This window comes from Actinoplanes sp. NPDC049598 (assembly GCF_040675435.1).
Classification (GTDB): domain Bacteria; phylum Actinomycetota; class Actinomycetes; order Mycobacteriales; family Micromonosporaceae; genus Actinoplanes.
The window spans coordinates 130,586-151,682 of the sequence record NZ_JBFAOX010000004.1 but is presented as its reverse complement, the minus strand read 5'-3'; the positions used below and the strand labels follow the sequence as shown (position 1 = coordinate 151,682).

At 74.1% G+C, this 21,097-nt stretch carries 15 protein-coding genes; 14 read left to right on the top strand and 1 reads right to left on the bottom strand.

Going from position 1 to position 21,097, the window contains the following annotated elements; genetic code table 11:
• The 14 genes from AB0J66_RS12030 (at position 1) to AB0J66_RS11965 (ending at position 20,385) form a co-directional block, all read left to right on the top strand.
• Positions 1-186, top strand: coding sequence for a hypothetical protein (locus tag AB0J66_RS12030; RefSeq protein ID WP_364658956.1), 186 nt, complete (start codon positions 1-3; stop codon positions 184-186).
• Positions 186-878, top strand: coding sequence for a peptidoglycan-binding protein (locus tag AB0J66_RS12025; protein WP_364658954.1), 693 nt, complete (start codon positions 186-188; stop codon positions 876-878). The genes AB0J66_RS12030 and AB0J66_RS12025 overlap by 1 nt, the downstream gene beginning before the upstream one ends.
• Positions 875-2,029: a hypothetical protein gene (locus AB0J66_RS12020; protein ID WP_364658952.1), complete on the top strand. Its 1,155-nt coding sequence runs from the start codon at positions 875-877 to the stop codon at positions 2,027-2,029. Before AB0J66_RS12025 ends, AB0J66_RS12020 begins: the two co-directional genes overlap by 4 nt.
• Positions 2,029-2,508, top strand: a complete 480-nt coding sequence (locus AB0J66_RS12015; RefSeq protein ID WP_364658950.1) for a phage baseplate assembly protein V — start codon at positions 2,029-2,031, stop codon at positions 2,506-2,508. The genes AB0J66_RS12020 and AB0J66_RS12015 overlap by 1 nt, the downstream gene beginning before the upstream one ends.
• On the top strand, positions 2,505-3,263 hold the full coding sequence (locus tag AB0J66_RS12010) for a hypothetical protein (RefSeq protein ID WP_364658948.1): 759 nt from the start codon (positions 2,505-2,507) through the stop codon (positions 3,261-3,263). Before AB0J66_RS12015 ends, AB0J66_RS12010 begins: the two co-directional genes overlap by 4 nt.
• A 1-nt stretch (position 3,264) precedes the next feature.
• Positions 3,265-3,657, top strand: a complete 393-nt coding sequence (locus AB0J66_RS12005) for a PAAR-like domain-containing protein (RefSeq protein ID WP_364658946.1) — start codon at positions 3,265-3,267, stop codon at positions 3,655-3,657.
• A 2-nt stretch (positions 3,658-3,659) separates the two neighbouring features.
• A complete protein-coding gene (locus AB0J66_RS12000) occupies positions 3,660-4,070 on the top strand; it encodes a GPW/gp25 family protein (protein ID WP_364658944.1) in 411 nt (136 codons plus the stop codon).
• Positions 4,067-6,391, top strand: coding sequence for a putative baseplate assembly protein (locus AB0J66_RS11995; RefSeq protein WP_364658942.1), 2,325 nt, complete (start codon positions 4,067-4,069; stop codon positions 6,389-6,391). The genes AB0J66_RS12000 and AB0J66_RS11995 overlap by 4 nt, the downstream gene beginning before the upstream one ends.
• On the top strand, positions 6,384-8,312 hold the full coding sequence (locus AB0J66_RS11990; protein WP_364658940.1) for a phage tail protein: 1,929 nt from the start codon (positions 6,384-6,386) through the stop codon (positions 8,310-8,312). The genes AB0J66_RS11995 and AB0J66_RS11990 overlap by 8 nt, the downstream gene beginning before the upstream one ends.
• Positions 8,309-11,134: a hypothetical protein gene (locus AB0J66_RS11985; protein WP_364658938.1), complete on the top strand. Its 2,826-nt coding sequence runs from the start codon at positions 8,309-8,311 to the stop codon at positions 11,132-11,134. The genes AB0J66_RS11990 and AB0J66_RS11985 overlap by 4 nt, the downstream gene beginning before the upstream one ends.
• A gap of 10 nt (positions 11,135-11,144) precedes the next feature.
• Positions 11,145-12,893, top strand: coding sequence for a hypothetical protein (locus AB0J66_RS11980; RefSeq protein ID WP_364658936.1), 1,749 nt, complete (start codon positions 11,145-11,147; stop codon positions 12,891-12,893).
• Entirely contained in the window at positions 12,890-14,413 is a 1,524-nt protein-coding gene (locus AB0J66_RS11975; RefSeq protein ID WP_364658934.1) for a hypothetical protein, read from the top strand. Before AB0J66_RS11980 ends, AB0J66_RS11975 begins: the two co-directional genes overlap by 4 nt.
• A gap of 93 nt (positions 14,414-14,506) precedes the next feature.
• Positions 14,507-16,642, top strand: a complete 2,136-nt coding sequence (locus AB0J66_RS11970) for an ATP-binding protein (RefSeq protein ID WP_364658932.1) — start codon at positions 14,507-14,509, stop codon at positions 16,640-16,642.
• Positions 16,639-20,385 (top strand): hypothetical protein, encoded by a 3,747-nt coding sequence (locus tag AB0J66_RS11965; protein ID WP_364658930.1) that lies wholly within the window; start codon positions 16,639-16,641, stop codon positions 20,383-20,385. Before AB0J66_RS11970 ends, AB0J66_RS11965 begins: the two co-directional genes overlap by 4 nt.
• A gap of 11 nt (positions 20,386-20,396) precedes the next feature.
• Here AB0J66_RS11965 and AB0J66_RS11960 read toward each other — a convergent pair whose 3' ends face one another.
• Positions 20,397-21,059, bottom strand: coding sequence for a hypothetical protein (locus AB0J66_RS11960; protein ID WP_364658928.1), 663 nt, complete (start codon positions 21,057-21,059; stop codon positions 20,397-20,399).
• Positions 21,060-21,097 lie beyond the last annotated feature (38 nt).

The following is a 21,097-nucleotide window of genomic DNA, read 5'->3' as shown; positions in this document are numbered from 1 at the left end:
ATGGCCGTCGACCTGCACATCGGCGCCGTCGACACGACCCTGTCGGCGGTCGACCCGGCCGCGCTGCGGTCGCCCGAGCTCATCGCCGCGGTGGTGGCCGCGGTCAAGGCCGAGCTCGAACGCGACCGGCTGACGGAACAACGCCGTACGGCCGACCGCGATCCCCGCGTCGCCTGGGAGCTGTGATGGCCCAGCTCACGTTCCAGCGCATCGCCGTCGACGGCTCGAAGGTCGACGGGCCGATGGTGGTGGCCTACGCGCCGGCCGAGCTGGCCTTCACCAAGGCGTCCACCTACGCCGAGGTGGCCGTCCCGGGGCTCGAACAGCCGCTGCTCCAATTCGTCAAGGGCGAGGCCGAGACGCTGTCGGTGGAGCTGTTCTTCGACTCGACCGACCGGGGCACGGGCGCCGGCGCGGTGGCCGTCACCGACGAGGTGGAACGGTTCCACAAACTGGTCTCGGTCCGGTCCGCCTTCCATGCGCCCACCCTCGTCCGCGTCACCTGGGGCCCGGACTTCCCCGGCGTGGCCATGGGCGAGAGCGAGACCGGCGGCCGCTCGTTCACCGCCGTGGTGCTGTCGGTCGGGCGGCGTTTCACCCTCTTCAACCCGGACGGCAAGCCGTTGCGGGCCCTGGTGACGGTGGCCCTGAAGCATTACGTGACGCTGGCCGGCCAGCTGGCCGCGATCAACCTGCAGTCGGCCGATCACACCCGGACGCACGTGGTCGCCGACGGCGAGACCCTGCCGCTCATCGCGCACGACGCCTACGCCGACGCCGGGCTGTGGCGGGTCATCGCCGACCACAACAACCTGACCGAGGTCCGCGACCTGGTGCCGGGCACCCGCCTCGAGATCCCGCCCTTGGGTACGCCGTGACCGGGCCCGCGTTCGCCGAGGGGCGCAGCTTCCACGTCCCGTCCTTCCGGATCGAGCTGGAGGGCCGCGACCTCTCCCGCACGGTGGTGGCCGACGTCCTCGAGGTCACCTTCACCGACAGCCTCGACGCCATCCACAGCTTCGAGCTCAACCTGTACGACTGGGACCCGGTCGGGCTGCGTCCGCGCTACTCCAGCCCGTGGGACGCCGACGGCCGGCCGCTGCGGGTGCAGGGGGCCGCGGTGCCCGACTTCGAGCCGGGCGCGCGGGTGGCGCTCTGCTTCGGCTACCTCGACGACGGCGAGCTCCCGCTCGTGATGAAGGGCGAGGTGGTCTCGATCTCACCATCGTTCCCGGCCACCGGCTCGCCGACCTGCCGCGTCCGGGCGCTCGACGGCCTGCTCCGCCGCATGCAGCGAACCCGGGTCACCGACAACGGCGGCGGTACGGACAAGCAGATCGTCGACCGGCTCTGCCAGGGCCATGTGACCGTGCGCTGGGAAGGGCCGGAGAGCGAGGGCGACGCCCGCAAGAACGTCGAGATCGACGGCATGCTCTACGACGAGGTCTTCAAGCGGGCGCAGGGATACGGGCTGTCGATGACGACCGAGCCGGACGGCTCGGCCCTGACCCTGGGGCGCCCGGCCGCGGCGAGGACCGCCCCGGTGGCCACCCTCGAATGGGGGCGGACCCTGCTCTCGTTCACGCCCGCCCTCTCCACCGCCGGCCAGTATTCCGAGGTCGTGGTGCGCGCCGCCGACCCCGACGCGCAGGCCGGCCGGCGGCAGATCGAGGTCACCCGGACCTGGAAGGACGTGGGCCTGAAGCCGTCGGCCCTCGGGCCCGCCGGCGCGGCCGGCCTCGACGCCGCCGTCCGCGGCGTCCCGCTGGTCATCAAGCCCGCCGACGTGCGCACCCGGGCCGACGCCGAGAAGGCCGGCGACAAGAAGCTGCAGGAGCTGGCCGCCGATCTGATCAAGGGCTCGGGCAGCTCGCTCGGGCTGCCCGAGCTGCGGGCGGGCCGGATCGTGACGATGGCCGGCCTCGGCGCGCGGTTCGACGGCGAGTACCGGCTGACCCGCACCACCCACAGCTTCGGAGCGTCGGGCTACACGACGACCTTCGACGCTCGCAAGGAGGTGCTCGACTGATGACCGATTCCCTGGCGCCGTCCCTGGTCCTCGGCCACGTCGTCGAAGCGCAGTCGACAGTGGACGGCCTCAAGGTCCGGCTGCAGCGCCTCGACCGCCCGGCCGGGGTCGAGACCGACTGGCTGCGCATCGTCTCCCCGATGGCCGGGGACGCGGCCGGCTTCTGCTTCATGCCCGAGGAGGGCGACCTGGCCGTCGCCGCCTTCCACGGCCGCCAGGCGATGGTCCTCGGCTTCATCTACGGCGGCGGGGTGGCGACGCCGGCCGGCGACCCGCACGAGCGGACCATCCAGTCACGCGACGGCAACGCGATGGTGCTCGTCGACGGCGACCGGAGCGGGATCATCCTGCGCGACAAGCACGGCAACGAGATCCGGATGGACAAGGACGGCATCACCCTGAAGTCGGCCAAGGACATCACCGTCGAGGCCAAGGGCACGGCGACCGTCAAGGGCACGACCGTGGAGCTGAACCCATGATCGTCACCCTGCCCCCGGGCGCCACCCACCTGGCCGCCGTCCACCTCACCGGCGAGGTCGGGAACGTGCTGACTGACGTCGTGGTGCTCAAGGGCAGCTTCACCCTGCCGCCGCTGACGCCGGCGGGTGCGGCCGCCGGCATCGTCTTCGCCGACTCCGGGTCCCCCTCGGGCGGCGGCTACGACCTGACGTACGAGGCGGACATCGCGCTGACCAAGGCGCACGTCGACATCGTCGTCGAGGGGTGGCCGAGCACCACCGGCGGTTGTGTGCGCGTCGGCGGGGTCCCCTGGTCGTCCCGGCCGGCCGGGGCTCTCACGGTCGACCCGGACGCCGGCCGGAACCTGTTCGGCTGGCTTTCGCGCACCAGCGCGCCGCGCCGCGCCGACACCACCGGCGCGGCGTTCGGGAACTTCTCCCGCCGCGGCGACGGATTCACCGCGGCGGCCGGGCAGACCGCGCTACCGCCCGGCGCTCTGGTGCGCATCGAGCGGACGAGTTGTTCCGCGGGTGGGACCGGCCTCGAATTCCGGCTGCCCGGCACGTCCTACACGGCCCGGTTGCGGGCATACTGCGGTCACGGACCGGACAAGGCCCGGCGATGGCGCGTCGTCGGCGAGAAGCCGCTCGTGGCGGACACCCTCATCGTCCGGCCCGCTGACTCCACGGCCACCGTGCTGTGGCGTGGCTCCTGGCCGCACGATCTGACGCCCGACGCGTTCTGGCGCGCGGCCGAGATCCGGGGAGGCGGCTGACATGGCCCGGCCCATCGCGCGCAAGGACGGCATCTGCTTCGCCTTCCCCGATCTCCGCAAGACGCCGATACCACCCGGCGGCACGCCGCCGATGCCGTACCCGAACGTGGCCCAGCTGGCCGACGCCGTCGGCGCCTCGGCCGACGTCCGGGCCGGCGGCAAACCCGTGATCCTCGAGGACAGCTCGATCGGCTCCTCCTCCGGCGGCGAGCCGGGGTCGGCCGGCCCGGTCAGCCAGCCCAACTCCGAGGACTGCATTTTCACCACCGCGTCGGGCACGGTGCTGGTCAACGGCAAGGGCGTGGTCCGCCAGGGCGACCAGACCGAGCAGGACAAGGGCAACGCCAAGGGCTCGGTCATGGTGGGCTTCCCGAGCGTGCTGGTGGGTGACTGACGATGACCGACTTCCTGGGTCGCGGCTGGAAGTTCCCGGTACGGGTCAACGCCCGCGGCGGCATCGACTGGTCCGCGGGCGACGTGTCGATCACCGAGGCGGTCTGGGTCATCCTGGCCACGCCGCGCCGGTCCCGCATCATGCGCCCCGACTTCGGCTGCGGCATCCACGACTACGTCTTCGCACCCGACAACGCGGCCACCCGGGCCGTGCTGGAGACCGAGGTCCGCGACGCGCTGGTGCGCTGGGAGCCGCGCATCGACGTCCTGCGGGTGACCGTCACGGCGCATGCCGACGCGCCGAACACGCTCATGCTCGAGGTCGACTACCGGATCCGCTCCAACAACGCCGTGCTCAACCTCGTCTACCCGTTCTATCTCAACGAGGGCTCGACCCGGGGGAGCGTGTCATGAGCCTGCCGGCACCGGAGATCGACAACCGGACGTTCGAGGATCTCGTCGCCGAGGCGCGGGCGCGGATCCCCCGGTACACGCCGGAGTGGACCGACCTCAACGACAGCGACCCCGGCATGACCCTGGTGCAGCTGCACGCGTGGCTGACCGAGACGATCCTGCACCAGCTCAACCGGGTCCCCGACCTCAACTACGTCAAGTTCCTCGACCTGCTGGGCATCACGCCCATGCCCGCCCGGGCGGCGCGGACCGAGCTCACCTTCACGCTCGACAAGCTCGACCAGCCGGGCGACCCGCTCGTCGTCGACGTTCCCATCCGGACGAAGGTGGCAGTCGACGATCCCGAGCTCACGACCGAGGTGGTCTTCGAGACCGACCGGACGCTGCGGGGGCTCAACGCGCACGTCGGCGCGGTCGTCGCGCAGACGCTGGTCACCGGCTACGACGCCGGCCCGGTGTGGCTGCACAGCTTCCCGCCGTTCGACCCGGCCGCCGCGCTGCCCCCGCCGCTCTACCTGGGTCTGCTCCTACGGCCGTTCGCGAGCCGGGACCTGCCCCTCTACGCCGAGGACCGGCTGCCCGCCGGGCCGCTCGACCTGTACGTGGAGACCGCCCCGGAAAGCGTGCCGCTCGCCTGCGCCGACCTCGGGCCGGCCCCGCCGCGCCGGATCGCCTGGCAGGTCTACACCGGTGGCCTGGAAGGCGCCGGCGGCTTCGCGCAGACCGGGCCGGGCGACGGCTGGACCACGCTGGCCCTCTCGCACGACGACACGCTCGGCCTGACCCGCTCCGGTCACCTGGTGCTCGAGCTGCCCGCCTCGGCGACGCCGCTCGACCCGGCGCTGCTGCCCGAGGCGTGGTGGGAGGCGGCCGGGCATCCGCGCCCGCCGCGTACCCAAGAAGAGCTGGTCGCCACCCTGCAGGACCCGGACGCCCCCGAGGTGCTGCCCGGGCTGGCGGAGTTCTGGCCGAAGATGGGCGTCCCCGAGGACGACGCCGAGGCCTTCGCGGCCTGCGGCGAGTCGGTCGAGCAGACCATCGCGAAGATCAACTCGTTACCCGCGGACCGGCGGCTGCGCCCGGCGAATCTCACCTTCGCCGACTGGATCGAGGTCTCCGGGGAGTTCGCCGTCGCGCTGCCGCAGAAGGAGGGCGCCTTGCGCCCGCTCTACTGGCTGCGGGCCCGGGTGACGACGGCTTACCCGGCCGGGGAACCGCGGCCGGCCACGCTGCGCGGCTTCCACCTGAACACGGTGCCGGCCACCCAGGCGGCCACCCGGCTCGACGACGGGCTCGGCCGGTCCAGCGGCCGCCCGGCCCAGACCTTCACCCTGCCCCGGGTGCCCGTGCTGGTCGACCCGGCCACCGGCGAGCCCGACCTCGACCTGGCGATCGGCGACGAGACGTGGGCCCGGCGCGCGGACTTCTTCCGTTCCGGCCCCGACGACCCGCACTACCGGCTCGACCCGGCCACCGGCACGATCGCCCTGGGCGACGGCGAGCGCGGCCGGGTGCCGGTGGCCGGGCTGCCGGTCGCCGGTGTGCGCTACCGCACCGGCGGGGGCGCCGTCGGCAACGTGCCGGCCGGCACCATCAGCAAGATCAAAGGCCGCTTGCGGGACGTCAAGGCGGTGACCAACCTGCGGGCGGCCCACGACGGGTCGGACGCCGAACCGCTCGACCGGGTCAAGCTGCGCGCGCCGCACGACCTGCGGGTGCGCGACCGGGCCGTCACCGCCGAGGACTTCGCCGATCTCGCCCGGCAGACGCCCGGGGCCGCGCTGCACAAGGCGTACGCGGTCGCGCGCCGGGCCCCGCGGCCGCCGGACCGGGAGCTGGTCGAGCGGGACGGCGCGGTCACCGTCGTGGTGCTGCCCACCGGCGACGACCCGGCGCCCCAGCCGACCGAGGAGCAGTTGCGCGCCGTCTGCCGCTGGCTGGAGCCGCGGCGCCTGATCACCACCGAACTGCACGTGGTCGGACCCCGTTACCTCGACGTCGATCGGGTCGCGGCCCGAATCGCCGTCGACGGCCGGCACGACCTGGCCGCCGTGGCCGAGGCGGCCTACGCCGCGCTGCTCACCTGGTTCCATCCGATCCGCGGCGGCGCGGATGGCGCCGGCTGGCCGTTCGGAGAGGACATCGCCCACGGCGACGTCTACGAGGTGCTGCTCGGCGTCGACGGGGTGCGCCGGGTGACCGGGCTGGCCGTCACGGTCGCCGGGCCGACGAGCGACCCGGCCGACCTGACCCCGGTCCCGGACGGACATCTGCCGCGGCTCACCCGCGCGAGCATCGACCTGGTGACCGGCTATGAGTAGGCCGGCCGGTCCCCCGTTCCTGCGCCTCGGCCCGCGTACCGGATGGCACGCGGCCGGCGCCGGGCTGGGCGCCGGGATCGCCGCCGAGAGCGACGGCACGCTCGTGCTCGGCGTTCCCGGCCGGCCGGCGATCCCGGTGGCCGAGCCGTTCGGCACCTTCGGCGGCCGCACGATGCCCCGCGGCCTGGCCGTCGACGGTGACGACGGCCGGATGTTCCTGGCCGATCCGGACGGGCACGCGGTTCTCGTCTGGCCGATCGGCCCGCCGGGCGGGTTCACGCCGCTGTGGCCGGCGCGGCCGTCGCCCTCCGCCGATCCGTACGCCCTGGCCGAGCCGTCCGATGTGGCCCTCTCGCCGGCCGGCGACCTGGTGATCGCGGATCCCGGCGCGGGCCGCGTGCTCGTCCTCGCCTACCCGACCGCCCAGCTACGTCACGTCATCGAGCTCCCGCGCTGGAGGCCCACCGCCCTCGCCTTCGACCACGCGGACCGCGCCTACGTGGCCGACCCGGGCCTCGGCACCGTCCACCGGTTCTCCCGCGGCTGGCGTCGTGACCCCGCGTTCCCGCACCGCTCGGCCGTCTTCGCCGCGCCCGGCCACGTCGCCGCGGTCCGGCATCCGGCCGGGCGCGAGGCGCCGGTGGTCGTCGTCCTCGACGGCGCCGAGGTCACCGGGCTCAACCGACGTGGCCTGCGGGTCGCGGTGCCGGAGGTGCCGGAGCTCGAACCGGCACCGCTGCGCCGGGCCGAGGACGGCGCCCTGCTCTTCGACGACGACGCGCGGCCATGGGCCGACCCGCTCGTGATCGACGGGCTGGACCTGCTGCGCGACGGCCGCCACGCCGCGACCGGGCGACCCCTGCTGGCCGTGCCCCGCCGCGCGCCACGGCCGCAGGCGGGCGTCTTCACCACCGCCGAACTCGACGGCGAACGACCCGGCTTCGCCTGGGACCGCGTGGTGCTGCGGGCCGGCGTGCCGGCCGGTACGCGGCTGGTCGTCAGCACCCGCACCGACGACAGCCGGCTCGAACCCGAGCGGCTCGACGGTCCGGGCTGGTCCGTGCCGCTCACGATCGGCCCGGCGGAGACGCCGGAGGTGCTCGTGCAGAGCCCGCCCGGCCGCTATCTGTGGCTGCGGGTGGAGCTGTTCGGCGACGGCCGGGCCACGCCGCGCGTCGAGCGCATCGACGTCTCCGGCCCGCGCGCCGGCTCCGTACGGCACCTGCCCCTGCCGTATCACCAGGACCCGGACAGCCGGCACTTCCTCGACCGGTTCCTGGCCTACTTCGACACCGTCTTCGCCGAAATCACCACCGAGCACCGCGAGATCGCCGCGCTGCTCGACCCGTACGCGGCCCCGGCCGGACCGGCCCTGGACTGGCTCGGCGGCTGGTTCGGCCTCGACTTCCTGGCCGAATGGCCGCCCGCGCTGCGGCGCCGCATGATCACCGAGGCCATGGCGTACGCCCGTGAGCGCGGCACCGTACGGGGACTGCGCCGGGTCCTGCAGTGGCACACCGGCCTGGCCGACCCGCTGCCCCGCGTCATCGAGCACTTCCGGGTGCCGCCGGGTCCCGTTCTCCCGTACATCGGTGGCGAGCCGCTGGACGCCACGCCGAGGGCACACGGCTGCACCGTTGTCCTGCCCGACCGGGTCGCGCCGGACACGGCCGCCCGGGCCCGGCTCGAACGGCTCATCGCCGCCCACATGCCCGGCCATGTGCGCTGGCGGCTGCGCCTGGTGCCGGCCGGTGTGGTGGTCGGCCGGCAGTCGAGCGTCGGCGTCGACACGCTCGTCGGATCGCCCACCTCGGGCGCGCTGGGCGAGGCGGCGCTGGGCCGCGATCTGACCACCGGACGCGGGCCCCGGGCCGCCGTCGTCCCCGGACGTTCGCTCTCCACCGGACGGAGACTGCCATGACGAGCGAGACCATCGCCTCCTGCCTGCCGTGCGGGCTGCACGAGCCGCGGCGCACCAGGTACTTCGACGGCCGGATGCTGCTCGACCGCGACTTCGTGGCCGAGCAGGACTACCAGCGGGGTCAGCGGCACCTGCACAACGCGACGTTGCACGGGACCGGCACCGCCTGCGGGCTCAAGGTCGTGCAGCACCCGTCGCCGGACTGCCGCCGCGATTTCGTCGTGGTCGAGCCCGGCACGGCCGTCGACTGCTGCGGCCAGGAGATCGTCGTGCCGGAGCGCTCGCTGGTACGGGTCCGCGAGCTGATCGGGGCCGACCCGGACCTGCGGGCGGCCCTCGACGGCACCCGGCACCTGCTGATCGCGGTCCGGCGATGCGACCACGGCGTCGAACAGGTGCCGGCGATCCTGGCCGGCTGCGCCGGCGACGACGAGCCCGAGGAGTACGGGCGTATCGCCGAAAGCTTTGAATTCGTGCTGCTCGCCCGCGCACCGGCCGAGCTGGAACCGGTCGTGGCCCACATCCGGCCGCGGCTGACCTGGGAGCACACCATCACGCTGGGCGGGCAGGCGCCCCGGCGCGTCCACCTCAACGGCGACGAGGACCTCGTCCAGCTCGCGGCCGACGCCGACGCGGGCGGCTCACATCTGGACGTGCACCGGGACGCCAACTCCGATCTCGTGTCCCGGCTCGAGGGCCCGCAGCACCTGACCGACACCGCGTCGATGCGGGAGGCCCGCCTGCTGCTGGCCGCCGGCGAGGGCTTCGATCCGGCCGCGAACGGCATCGCCTTCTGGCGGCGCGAGGCCATCACGACCTCGGCCGAGTCGGCCGCCGTGCTGCCGATCGACGGCCGGACCATCCGGCTGGCCGTGTCCCCCGTCTCCGGCACGGTCTTCGCGCTCTTCGAGGCCCCCGACGGGACCGCGCGCCTCAGCTCGTACGCCGCCACGGCGATCGTCACCTGGCTCGGCGACACCGCCCAGCCCCCGCCGGCGCCGATCCAGACGCTGGAGCTCGCCCACGGCCTGGGCGGCGCCGGCGGGCCGGCGCAGCGCGGCGCGGCCATGCTGCGGATGTCGCACGACGGCCGCTTCCTGGCCCTCACCGGCGGCGGCCGGGTGTACATCGTGGAGGTGGCCGCCTTCCACGCCGGCGGCATGACCCCCGACCAGGCGGCCGCGCCGGGCATCCCGGCCGGCACGGACGCGGTCGCCGTGAGCTGGAGCCTCGACGACCAGATGCTCTACGTGCTCTCCCACGAGCACCCGGCGGCCGACCGGGCGGTCCTGCACCGCTACGCGATGCGCGGCGACCGCAACACCGTGGAGCGGCGCGGGCGCGGCGTGTTCCTCGACGGCACGCCCCGGGACCTGGCCGTCGCGCCGACCGAGCTCCGGGCGTACGTCCTGCTCCGCGACCCCGCGGGGATCAGCCGGCTGTCGACGGTGGACATGGCCCGGGTCCAGGCCGTGACGTCGGACGAGCCGGAGCACGTCGAGCTGTCGGCCGACGCGATCCGGATCGACGGCGACGCGCGCTCGCTCGCCTTGGCCGGCAACGGCGGCCGGCTCTACGTGGCCGCCGCCGACGCCGAGCCGCAGGGTCTACCCGACCGCGGCCTCGTGGCGGTCGTCGACATCCAGGAGGAGGACTGCTCGGTCCACCTCGACCGGCAGATCGAGGGCTGTCCCGGCTGTGGCGGCGAGACGGCCGGCTGCGGCTGCGGCCGTACGCCCGTGAGCGACACCGGGCATGCGGTCGTCCTGGCCCACCTGCCGCTCTACAAGGCCCCCACGGGCACTGCCGAGGGACCGCGGATGGTCGACGCCGCCGAGGCCGGCACGGACGACGTGGCGATCGACAACCTCGCCTACCGCCCGCTGCTGCCCTCGGTGTCCGCCCTGCGCGACGTCGTGCTGTGCATGCTGGCCCGCGGCATCGACGAGGGACCGCCAGGGCCGCGCGGCGACCCGGGCCGCAACGGCACGGACGGGCTCAGCATCACCGACGTCCGCGTCGTCCTGGGACTGCCGGGGTCGGCCGCGAGCGCGACGGTGGCGGCCAACCCCACCGGGCTCACCCTGACCCTCAACCTGCCCGGAGCGGCGAAGGGCGACCCCGGCCCGGGTATAGACGACGCGCGCATCACCTACGCGGACGTGCCCGCGCCCAAGGTCGCCGTCGTGGTGGAGAACGGGCGGCGGATCCTCGACATCGTGCTCCCCCAGCCCGCCGGTGCGACCGTGCCGGTCAACTCCATCGTCGGGCTCAGCTGGCCCCACGCCGGGAACTACCCGGCCGCCAAGTCCTTCGGGAAGGCGCTGCAGGACGAGGGCATCGCGGTGGCGTTCGCCCACCCGGTCACCTGGCCGCCGTTCACCGGATCGACCCGGTTCGGCCCGACGATGCTGGTCGAGCTGCAGCAGCGGCTCCCGATGCCGGTGTGGCGCAACGGCTGGGCGGATCCCAAGGAGTCGGCCACTTTCGTGTGGGCCACCATCGGCCCGCTGCACGTCTATCCGATCACCGACTACAAGCTGGACGACCATCTCCTGACCGACTGGACCCGGGCCGACCAGGCCGACGAGGCGCTCGGTTTCGTGCTCCGGGCGACCGGCGACGACCTGGTCAAACGGCTCGGGCTGAGCAAGGGCGAGACCCTCCGGCTCGTCTTCTACACCGACTTCACCGTCGGCGGGAAGAACGGCGGCGACGGATGGCCGCCGCTGTCCGGCGGGCACATCGGCGGCCGGCTGCCGACCGGCGCGGGCGGACCGGGTGACACGTTCCGCTCGTGGTTCACCATCGTCGAGGTGTGAGGGGGTTCCGATGACCGCCGAGATCGCCCGGGCCCACAACGGCATCGCCACGCCGCTCTACTTCGACCGGCAGGTCGTACGGGCCGACGACCTCACGCTGGACCGGTCCAGCCACGACGCCGAGCTGGCCCGCATCCGCGGCTTCCTGCACGGCTGGGGCGTCGTCTCCGGGCTGGTGCCGGCGGTGACCACGGCCGGCGTCCCGCGGCTCACGGTCAGCCCGGGCTACGGCGTGACGCCGCCCGGCGAGGAGGTCTATCTGGCCGAGCCGGTGGTCGTCGACGGCGACATCGCCGCGCTCGTCCGGAAGCACTGCGGGCCCGGCGCGCCCGGCTGCGAGCTGACCCCCGCCGGGGCCGGCCGCGAGATCGAGGACGCCGACGTCATCGCCTGGCTCGTCGCCCGTCCGGTGCGGACCCCGTCCGCGCCGCGGGCCGGGGTGCCCGCCGGTTGCGCCCACCCGGCGTCGGCCCTGTCGCCGACCCGTGCCTGCCACGGGGTCTCCCTGGAACTGCACTGCACGGCGCCGCTCCCCCAGGACGACTGCCTGGTCCTCGCCCGCCTGGTGGCCGGCCCGGCCGCCGTCACGGTGGACCTGGCCGCCCGCCACCCGCTGTGGCCGGTGTCGGTGCTGCAGGACTGGGTCGTGGCCCACGCGCCCCGTTTCATCCCCGACGTGGTGCCCTCGGCCAGCTGGGCCGGGCAGTTCACCGGCGGCCCGAACCGGGAGCTGCTCGCCTGGACCGCGGCCGACCAGGACTACCTGCTCGGGCAGATCGCAGGCGAACGGCTCTCGTTCGCCTACGCGGGCAACACGAGTCCCTTCGGTGGCGGGGAGCGGGTCTCGCCGACGTGGACCGGCAACTTCACCGGCTCGCGACGGACCGAGCTCCTCTTCTGGCACCCGCCGGACGGCAACTTCTGGCTCGGCCGCTTCACCGGCACCCACCTGCACTACAGCCTGGCCGGCAACGTCAGCGCGGCGGCGTCCGCGGTGGCCCGGTGGACCGGCGCCTTCACCGGCGCCGGGCGGACCGAGCTGCTCAGCTGGTCTCCGGGCAACCAGAACTTCTCCCTCGGCCGCTTCACCGGCAACCAGCTCGGCTGGACGAAGGCCGGGAACCTGGGCGGCATCGACAACGCGGACCGCATCTGGACCGGGAACTTCACCGGCTCGGCCGCCACCGAGCTCCTGCTCTGGGGGGCCAACGACCGCAACTACTGGCTGCTCCGGTTCCCCGGGGGCCAGCTCGCCTGGGCGCCGGCCGGCAACACCGACCGTTTCGCCGGCGCCGAACGGGTCTCGCCGAGCTGGACCGGCGCCTTCACCGGCGCCGGGGGAACCGAACTGCTCTTCTGGTATCCGGGCGACCACAACTACTGGCTCGGCCGGTTCCACGCCGGGCAGATCGATTACACCTTCGCCGGCAACACCGACGGTTTCGGTGGCGCCGAAGCGGTCTCGCCGGTCTGGGCCGGGAACTTCACCGGCGCCGGGAAGACCGAGCTGCTCTTCTGGTACCCCGGCGACCAGAACTACTGGCTCGGCCGCTTCACCGGCGACCAGCTGGGCTGGACCCACGCCGGCAACACGTCCACCCTCGGCCGCGCGGAGGACAGCGGCCTGTTCTGGGTCGGCGACTTCGGCGGGACCGGCCGCGACCAGCTCTTGTTCTACGCCCCGGCCGAGCGGACCTGGCGGTTGGGCGATTTCGCCGGCGGCCGCCTGACCTACACCGTCGTGGGTGAGGCCGGATGACCGGGCACCGGGTGCGGATCGGCGCGCTGCGCACGGAGATCGGCCTCGTGGCCGCCCCGGCGGCTGTGGCCCCGCTGCGCGCGAGCCTGGACCGCACGCTCACCGAGGACCTGCCGCCGCTGCTGGCCGAGGCGACCGGTCCGGTGCTCGACGGCCGCGACGGCGTGGTCCGGATCCGGCGGCTGCGCGTGACGGTCGGCGCGGGCCTGCTCGACCCGGCCGCGCTGGCCCGGCTGCTCGCCGCCCGCATCGCCGGAGCGCTCGGCGAGGCGCTGTCCGGCCCGGCCACCGAGGTGCGGGTGTGGGCGAGCCACGAGGCCTATCTGACGTCCTACGTAGAGGCCGTGCTCGGGCTCGAACCGCAACCGCTGTGGCCCTTCGCCGACCTGGCGGCGCTGCGCCTGCTGGCCCCGACCGAGGCTGCCGTCGAGGTGCTGCGCGCCCGGCCCGGCCTGCTCGTCCGGCTCGCCGAAGCGGGCGCACGGGTGGGCGATCCGGCCCGCCTGCTCGCGGTCTTCGACGACGCCGGCTGCGCCGCGCTGCTCGACGCCCTCCTCGGCCCGGACCCGGCCTCGTTCACCCCGGAGGACGTCGCGGCGCTGCTTCCGGACCTGCCCGCCGCGCCGCTCGCCCCAGGCTCGGTGCCTCGGGCCACGCTCGTCGCGTTGTTGCGTACGCTCGCCCGCCGCCCGGTGACCGACGTGGCGGGCCCGGTCCATGCGGCCGTCGCCGCCGCCGTGCTCGTCGCGCTGCCGCCGTCGTCGCGGGCCGCGCTGGTCGTCCCCGGCGTGCCCCCGGAGCCGGCCGCCGTCCTCGCCGCCGAATGGCCCGGCCTGCCGGAACGGTTGCGGCGCACAGTGCTCGACGCCGTCACGATGCCGCCGGTCCGCGCCGCGCTGGCCGACCTGCTGCACCAAGCCCAGGTCGTGCCGCGCGCGCCGGCTCCGGCCAATACCGTCCCGCCGGAGAAGCGAGACCGGTCGTCTCCGGCGCGCCCGCTGTCCTCCCCCGTCGCCGGGGCCGTGCTGCTGTTGCCCGGCGCCGCCCGGCTCGCCCGGTCGCTGACCGCCGGCCAACTCCGGGCCGCCGTCCTGTCCGCCTTGGACGCGGGCGACGACACTGCGACCGACCCGCTGCTCGCCATCCTGCTCCCCGTCGAACCGCATGAGTCGCTCGGTGAGGTGCCGGCCGTTCCACGGTCGGTGCTCGATGGCCTGCGGCCCGAATCGCGGCCACTGGTCGGCCACGTCCAGGGCGCCGAACGCTGGGGGCAGGCGCTCCTGGCCGACTTCGCGGGGCGCCTGCCCGGCCTCGCCCACAGCTCACCGGCCTACTTGCGGCGCCAGTTCCTGCACATCCCGGGCCGGCTCGACGCCACCGGCGACGAGCTGACCGTCACCCTGGACGGGCCGCCGCTCGCCGTCGTGCTGGCCATGGCCGGCTACAGCGGCGACCAGGGCCCGATGCCCCGCCTCGGCGACCGCCGGCTCGCCATCGTCCTGACCGGCCTACGGCCATGATCACCACCGCCATGACCGGGATACGGCCATGACCACCACCGCCATGACCGGGATAACGGCCATGACCACCATCGCCATGACCGGATTGCGACCATGATCACCGGAGCGGGCGTGCGGCTCGATTCGGCGGCCTGGATGGGCCGGGCCCTGGCTGTGCTCGCCCTGCGCCTGCGCCACGAAGTGGCGCTGGTGCGCGCGCTGCGCGGCCCGGACCGGCCGGAGAGCTTCCTCGGGCTGTTCGTCTCCGACGACGAGGCCGAGGCCATCCTGGCCGAGGCCTCCGGACGGCTGCGCGTCTCCGGCACCGCGGCCACGGTGGCCGAGCTGGCCGCGCTCGAGGCCCGCCTGGCCGACGAGCGCCGCGCCGACCCGGACGGCATCTGGTGCCGCCTCGCCGGCCGCCTCGGCCTCGGCGAGGCCGAGCTCGACCTGCTGCTCCTGGCGGCCGCCCCGGCGCTGGATCCGCGCATCGGCCGGGTCTACGGCTACCTCAACGACGACGTCGCCCGCCGCTACCTCACTCCGGCCCTCGCCGTCCGGCTTCTCGACCGGCACCAGCTCGGCGTGGCCGAGACCCGGCGGCTGCTCGCGGCCGAGGCGCCCCTGCGGCGTACGGGCGTGGTGGTCCTGGGTCCGGAACGTCCCGCCGTCGAGGCGCCGCTGCGCGTGCCCGAGGACGTTCTCGACCGCCTCCTCGGCGCCGCCGGGCCGCCCCGGCACGGCGAGCTGCTCCGGCTGCCACCCGCCCCGCCCTCGGTGACCGTCGCCCCGCCGGGCAACCCGGTCCAGGCCGTCGAAGCGGGCGTCTGGCTGCTCGGCGGGGCCGGCGGCGACCCGGCGGACGCCGCGCTCGGGCTGGCCGCCGGCCTCGGCCTGGACCTGCTGCTCATCGAGGGCGAGCGCCTCGCCGGGCCGGGCCTTCTCAACGGCGAGCACCGCGCCGGGCCGGGCCTTCTCAACGGCGAGCACCGCGCCGGGCCAGGCCTCCCCAACGGCGAGGACCTCGCCGGGCCGGACCTCGTCGTCGCCGCGCTCCGCGAGGCCCGGCTCGCCGGGGTGCTCCCCGTGCTGCGCGGCTTCGACGCGATGAGCGCGGCCGACCGGCACGCGGTGGCCGCCGTGCTGACCGCGCCGGCCGCCGTGGTCACCCACGACCCTCCGGCGTGGACGGACGCCGGGGTCGTCGCCGCCGCGCCGCCCGCGGACGATGCCGGCCGGGCCGACCGGATCGGCGCGCTGCTCGACGGGCATCCCGCCGACTCCCCCGGCCTGCGGGCCTGGCTCGGGCGGCTCGGCCGTCTCGACCTGCTCACGCTGGCCCGGCTGCTCGGCCGGCACCGTGACGCGGCCTCGCTGCGGTCCGCCGTCCGGGCCCGGACCGGCCGGGGCCTCACCGGCCTGGCCCACCTGGTCACCGCCGTCCACCGCCTCGACGACGTGGTGGTGCCGGCCCGCACCCGCGCCGCCCTGCGCACCCTGGTCGCTTGGCAGGACACGACGGCCACGGTCCGCGACCGCTGGGGCCTGGCCGCCGTCTTCGGCAAGAGCCCGAGCACCATCGCGCTGTTCCGCGGGCCCTCGGGCACCGGCAAGACGATGGCCGCCGGCGCGATCGCGGCCGAGCTCGACCTGCCGCTGTTCCGGGTCAACCTGGCCGGCCTGGTCTCCAAGTACATCGGCGAGACCGAGAAGAACCTGGACCTGCTCTTCGACGCGGCCGAGGAGGCCGACGTGGTGCTCTTCTTCGACGAGGCCGACGCCGTCTTCGGCCGCCGTTCGGAGGTGCACGACGCCCACGACCGGTACGCCAACCTGGAGACCGCGTACCTGCTGCAGCGGCTGGAGGACTACGGCGGCGTCGCCATCCTCGCCTCGAACCTGCACCAGAACATCGACGACGCGTTCGTGCGCCGCTTCGACCTCGTGGTCGACTTCCCGGCGCCGGACGCGCCGGGCCGGCAGGCCATCTGGGAGCGCCTGCGCGCCGGGTCGGCGCCCATCGACCCGGCGGTGGATCTGGGGCTGCTGGCCGAGCGCTTCGAGCTCACCGGCGGCGAGATCCGCAACTGCTGCCTGGCTGCCGCCCACGCGGCCGCCGCGGCGCAGCGGCCGATCGGCATGGCCGACCTGATGCGGGCCGTCGGCCGGGAGCTGGCGAAGTCCGGCCGGCCGGTGCGCCGGGCCGCCTTCGGCGAGCACTACGCCGCGCTGCGAGAGCCGGGACCATGACGACCCCGCCCGTACCCGACCTGTTGCCCCCGGACGCGCCGTCCCGCGCCGCACCGGACCGCTCCCGGTCCGATCTGCTCCCCGGGCCGGATTTGTCGCGGACGGGCGGGATGGTCCCGGCTACGCCGGCTCCCACGGCGCCGCCGGCGACCGACACCGGCACACCCGCGTCGGCGTTCGGCGGGATGGCCGCGGCGGGCCTGCGCGTGGCCCTCGGCTCGGGCCTGTCGCTGAAGGCCGAGCAACTCGCCGCCCAGGGCGTCGACCTGTCCACCGGCCCGCAGCCGCTCCCCGGCGTCGTCCTGCGCCGGGCCGCCTACGCCGACCGGAAGCTGCGGATCAGCGGCGACGTCACGATCCCGGCCGTGGCCGCGGGCGAGGTCGTCATCACCGTCGACCGGGACGGGAAGCCGCGCCTCACCGGCGGCCTCCGCCGGACGCTCGCCATCCCGGCGCTGGGCAACCCGACGGTCTCCCTGACCCTCGACGAGGCGGGCGCCGTGGCCGGCGCCGTCGAGAACATCAGGCTCGTCCCGCCCACGCTGGGCCGGCTGCGGAGCACGGTCACGGCCGACCTGCGCATCGCCGCCGGGCGGCTCTCCGGCCGCGGCACCGCCGACCTGCAGTACCCCGGCCTCGGCACGGCGGCGATGGCGTTCCGCTTCTCCGAGGCCGGGCTGTTCAGCGGCGAGGGCCGCCTGCTGCTCACCCCGCCGTTCCTGCCACCGGTGCAGGCCGACATCGCGGTCGACGAGGCGCTCAACCTCACCGCGCAGGCCACCGTGAACCTGGCCGGGCTGGGCTCGTCGATCCCCGGGCTGGTGATCTCGTCCGGCACGCTGGTCCTCGCCTACCGCAACGGCGAGCCCTCGGGCGCCGTCACCGGCCTCGTCGCCGCGTACCGGAACCTGGCCGGCGTCGAGATCGCCCGGCTGGTGGCCGACCGGGCCACCGGCTTCACCGGCGAGGGCTCGTTCACCCTCGCCGTTCCGATGATCGAGCCGGTGCGCGGGGTCGTCCGCGTACGTCCGGAGGGGGTCTCGGGGTCACTGACCATCGCCGAGCGCAGCTTCCCGAAGGGCCTGCCGGTCCGCTCCGGGAAGATCGTGGTGAGCCTGGCCGAGGACGGGACGGTCGGCTTCCGCGGCACCGTCGGCGTCGACCTGGGCCCGGCCGGCCGGGGCAGCCTCACCGCCGCGTACGACCAAGGGACCTTCGCCCTCGGCGCCGACATGAACCTCACCATCCCCGGGTTGCGGCCGGTCCACGTCACCGTCGCCTACGCGGACGGGCAGATCAGCGGCCGGGCCGACATCCCGGTCGACGCCGAGCGGCTCCTCGGGCTCACCGGAAACGTCACCGTCCAGTACGAGCAGGGGCTGTGGTCGGGTGCGTCCGCCCTCACCTTCAGCGCCGACAACGGCAAGCTCTCCGGCACCGTGAACGTCACCGTCGCGCAGACCGAGAAGGGCGACCTGCAAGTAGGTGGCTCCGGCACGGTCACGGCCCAGCTGATGCCTAAGATAGCCGGCACGCTGACGGCGACCATCCTGCCCGGGGGCGGTGTGGACGTCTCCGGCACGATCACGGTCACCGATCCGGTCGAGCTCTTCCCCGAGACCCGTACGGAAAAGGAACTGCTCTCCCTCTCGCGCAACATCCCCCTGTGGGCCATCCTCGTCGCGGTCATCCGGCTCAAGGCGGGCATCCGCGCCGGCATCGGCCCCGGCGTCTTCCGGAACATCAGCGTCACCGGCTCGTACACGATCGGGGCGACCGACGCCGACCCGAGCTTCTCGGTCACCGGCGAGCTGTACATCCCGGCCTTCGTGGAGGGGTGGGTCTCCTTCGGCGCCGGGCTGGGTCTCGACGTGCTGCTGGGCTCGCTGACCGGCGGCATCGAGGGTGTCGGGACGGCCGGGCTCTACGGCGCCATCTCGATCGTCCCCGAACTGTCCTACCAGGACGGCGACTGGGCCATCGAGGGTGACGCCACGCTGGCCGCCGGCGCCCGGCTCAAGCTCGGCCTGAACGCGTGGGCCGAGGTCGAAGCGCTGCTGGTGACGGTCTGGGAGAAAGAGTGGAAGTTGGCCGAGGTCGTCATGCCGGTCGGGCCGGACCTCGCCCTGCGGGCCCACATGGCGTACCGGTTCGGCCATCCCGAGCCGCCGACGCTGGACTTCACCACCTCCGACATCGACGCCGACGCCCTCATCCAGGGCGCGATGCCCAAGGACGGGCCGCCGCCGTCCGGCGCCCGCGAGGCGCTGGAGAACAAGGCCGAATGGAAGGGCCAGCTGCGCGAGCTGCGGACCACACCGGTGCCGCCGAAGCTGGCCGCCGAGGCGGGCCAGGAGGCGAAACCGCCCGAGCCGCCGGCCAAACCGCCGGCCACGGAACCACCGAGGCCGAAGCCGCCGGAGACCGGGCCGCCGGCCGGCTCGCCCGACCCGACGAGGAACCCGTCGCCCGGAAACCAGGCGGCGCGCTCGGCCGCCGTCGACCGGGCGGCCGAACCCGATGACAAGATCCCCCCGGCCGTGCCGTCGGCGCAGCTTCCGGCCCCGGACAAACCCCGCTACCCCGGCCCGATCACCATCGCCACCCTGGACGAGCCACCGGTCACCCTGCCCCGCACCCGCGAGCAGGAGACCGAGGACGTGAACGCCGCCAAACGCGCAATCCAGGCCGTCGCCGCGAGCACCACCGACACCGACGCCCTCGACAACTACTTCCCGCGGATCAAGAGCCGCTTCGGTCTGAGCTCGATCGGCTACCGCGGCGACTTCGCCACCGGGTTCGTGGTCGCCATCGAGATCAATCCGAGCGCCTCCGAGCAACCGGCCGAGAAGCTGAGCGGCACCGGCCTGCCCAGCCTGCTCCCGGCGCGCAAGACCAAGGTGGACTATCGGAGCCGGACACTGAGCCGCCCGGGCTTCGGCCCGTTCCCGGTGGGAACCAGGATGGTCGCCGCGCCGCTCGGGCCCGACCACCCCCTGGGCACGAAGCCGGCCGCGCAGGAGGACCTCATGGCGCTGCTGCCGGAGGACGAGTACATCCGCGGCCACCTGCTCAACATGAACCTCGGTGGCCCGGGCGAGATGCAGAACCTCTTCCCGATCACCCGCAGCGCCAACGCCACCCACGAGTCCCAGATCGAGCGGTGGGTCAAGAAATGGGTGAACGAGGACCAGTACTGGGTGGAGTACTCCGTCGAGGTCGTCGGTGGGGAGAAGCTCGAACCGCTGCCGGGTGGCAGGTCGTTCGTCCGGTCGGAGCTGAAGGTCGAAGCGGCGATCATCAAGTCCGACCTGTCCAAGGCCGACCCGGTGAGCACCGTCATCACCTCCCACTACCAGGTCAAGTCCGAGTCGGAGACACCCATCGAGGCCGAGGCGATCGCCAAGCTCGAAGCCGGCCTGCCGCCCGGCCTCAAACCCGACAGGAAGGTCGCGGTCCAGGTGGCGGAGTCCGGCGTCACGCATCCGGTCTTCCCGGCCGAGGTGGAGAAGGACATCACCGGCTTGTTCTCCGCCCTGCACACCGAGACGAGAGTCTCCGAGCGGCTGCAGACCTACCGTGAGATCGGACCCGAGCGCGCCCGGGTCCTTCTCCTGGCGTACCGGGAGATGCAGGCCCGCCCGGACAAGGGCGACCGCCGCATCCTCGGCCTGGAGCCGGACGAGAAGGCCGGTCTCACGCTGGCCTGCGCCATCTGGATGAGCGGCCCGACAAAGAAGTGACCACCCGCCGCTCATACCGGCGATCGGACGAGCCTTTTCGCGTCGGCCGCTTTCGTCAGACCGGTGAAACCGGCCAGCACGACCCAGAGAAACGCGGCGAACGCCAAGCCGCCGACGAACAGCTTCCATCCGGGCAGCCGCCCCAGCCGGACGTCCGCGCCGATCTTGTGCACCACGCCGGCGGTGTACGCACTCCCGTCGTACGCCCAGGCTCGCACCGCATCCGGCTTCTTCTGCACGGCCTCGTCATCCGCCCAGGCGACCGTCACCGTGCCGGTCTGCTCCACACCGCCCTCGGTCCAGCGCGAGTCGCCGCAGGAGATGTTGGTCAAGCCGCTCTTGCGCCGGAGCTTCCACGTGCACCCGTCGGTGTTGACACTGGCGGTCACCTCGGTGCCGTACTGACGCGCGTACTGCGGGGTCTGCCGCTCGAACATCCCGGCCAGCGAGAGAGCCGACGCCAGCACGCCCCCGAACGCCAGCAGCACCACCGGCCAGGTCACCAGATGACGCAAGGGCGTCGAGGGGCGGGGATCGACGATGCCGAAGAGGACCCAGGTGACGGCGGCCGCGATGACGATGGCGATGAAGCCGAAGCCGTACACCCGGGTGTCGGCGTAGTACAAAGCCACCCCGGTCGCGATCAGCGCGACGAACCCCAAGAACCGCATCATGCTCCCTCACGACAGTGGCGATGACCGCAGTCCTCATC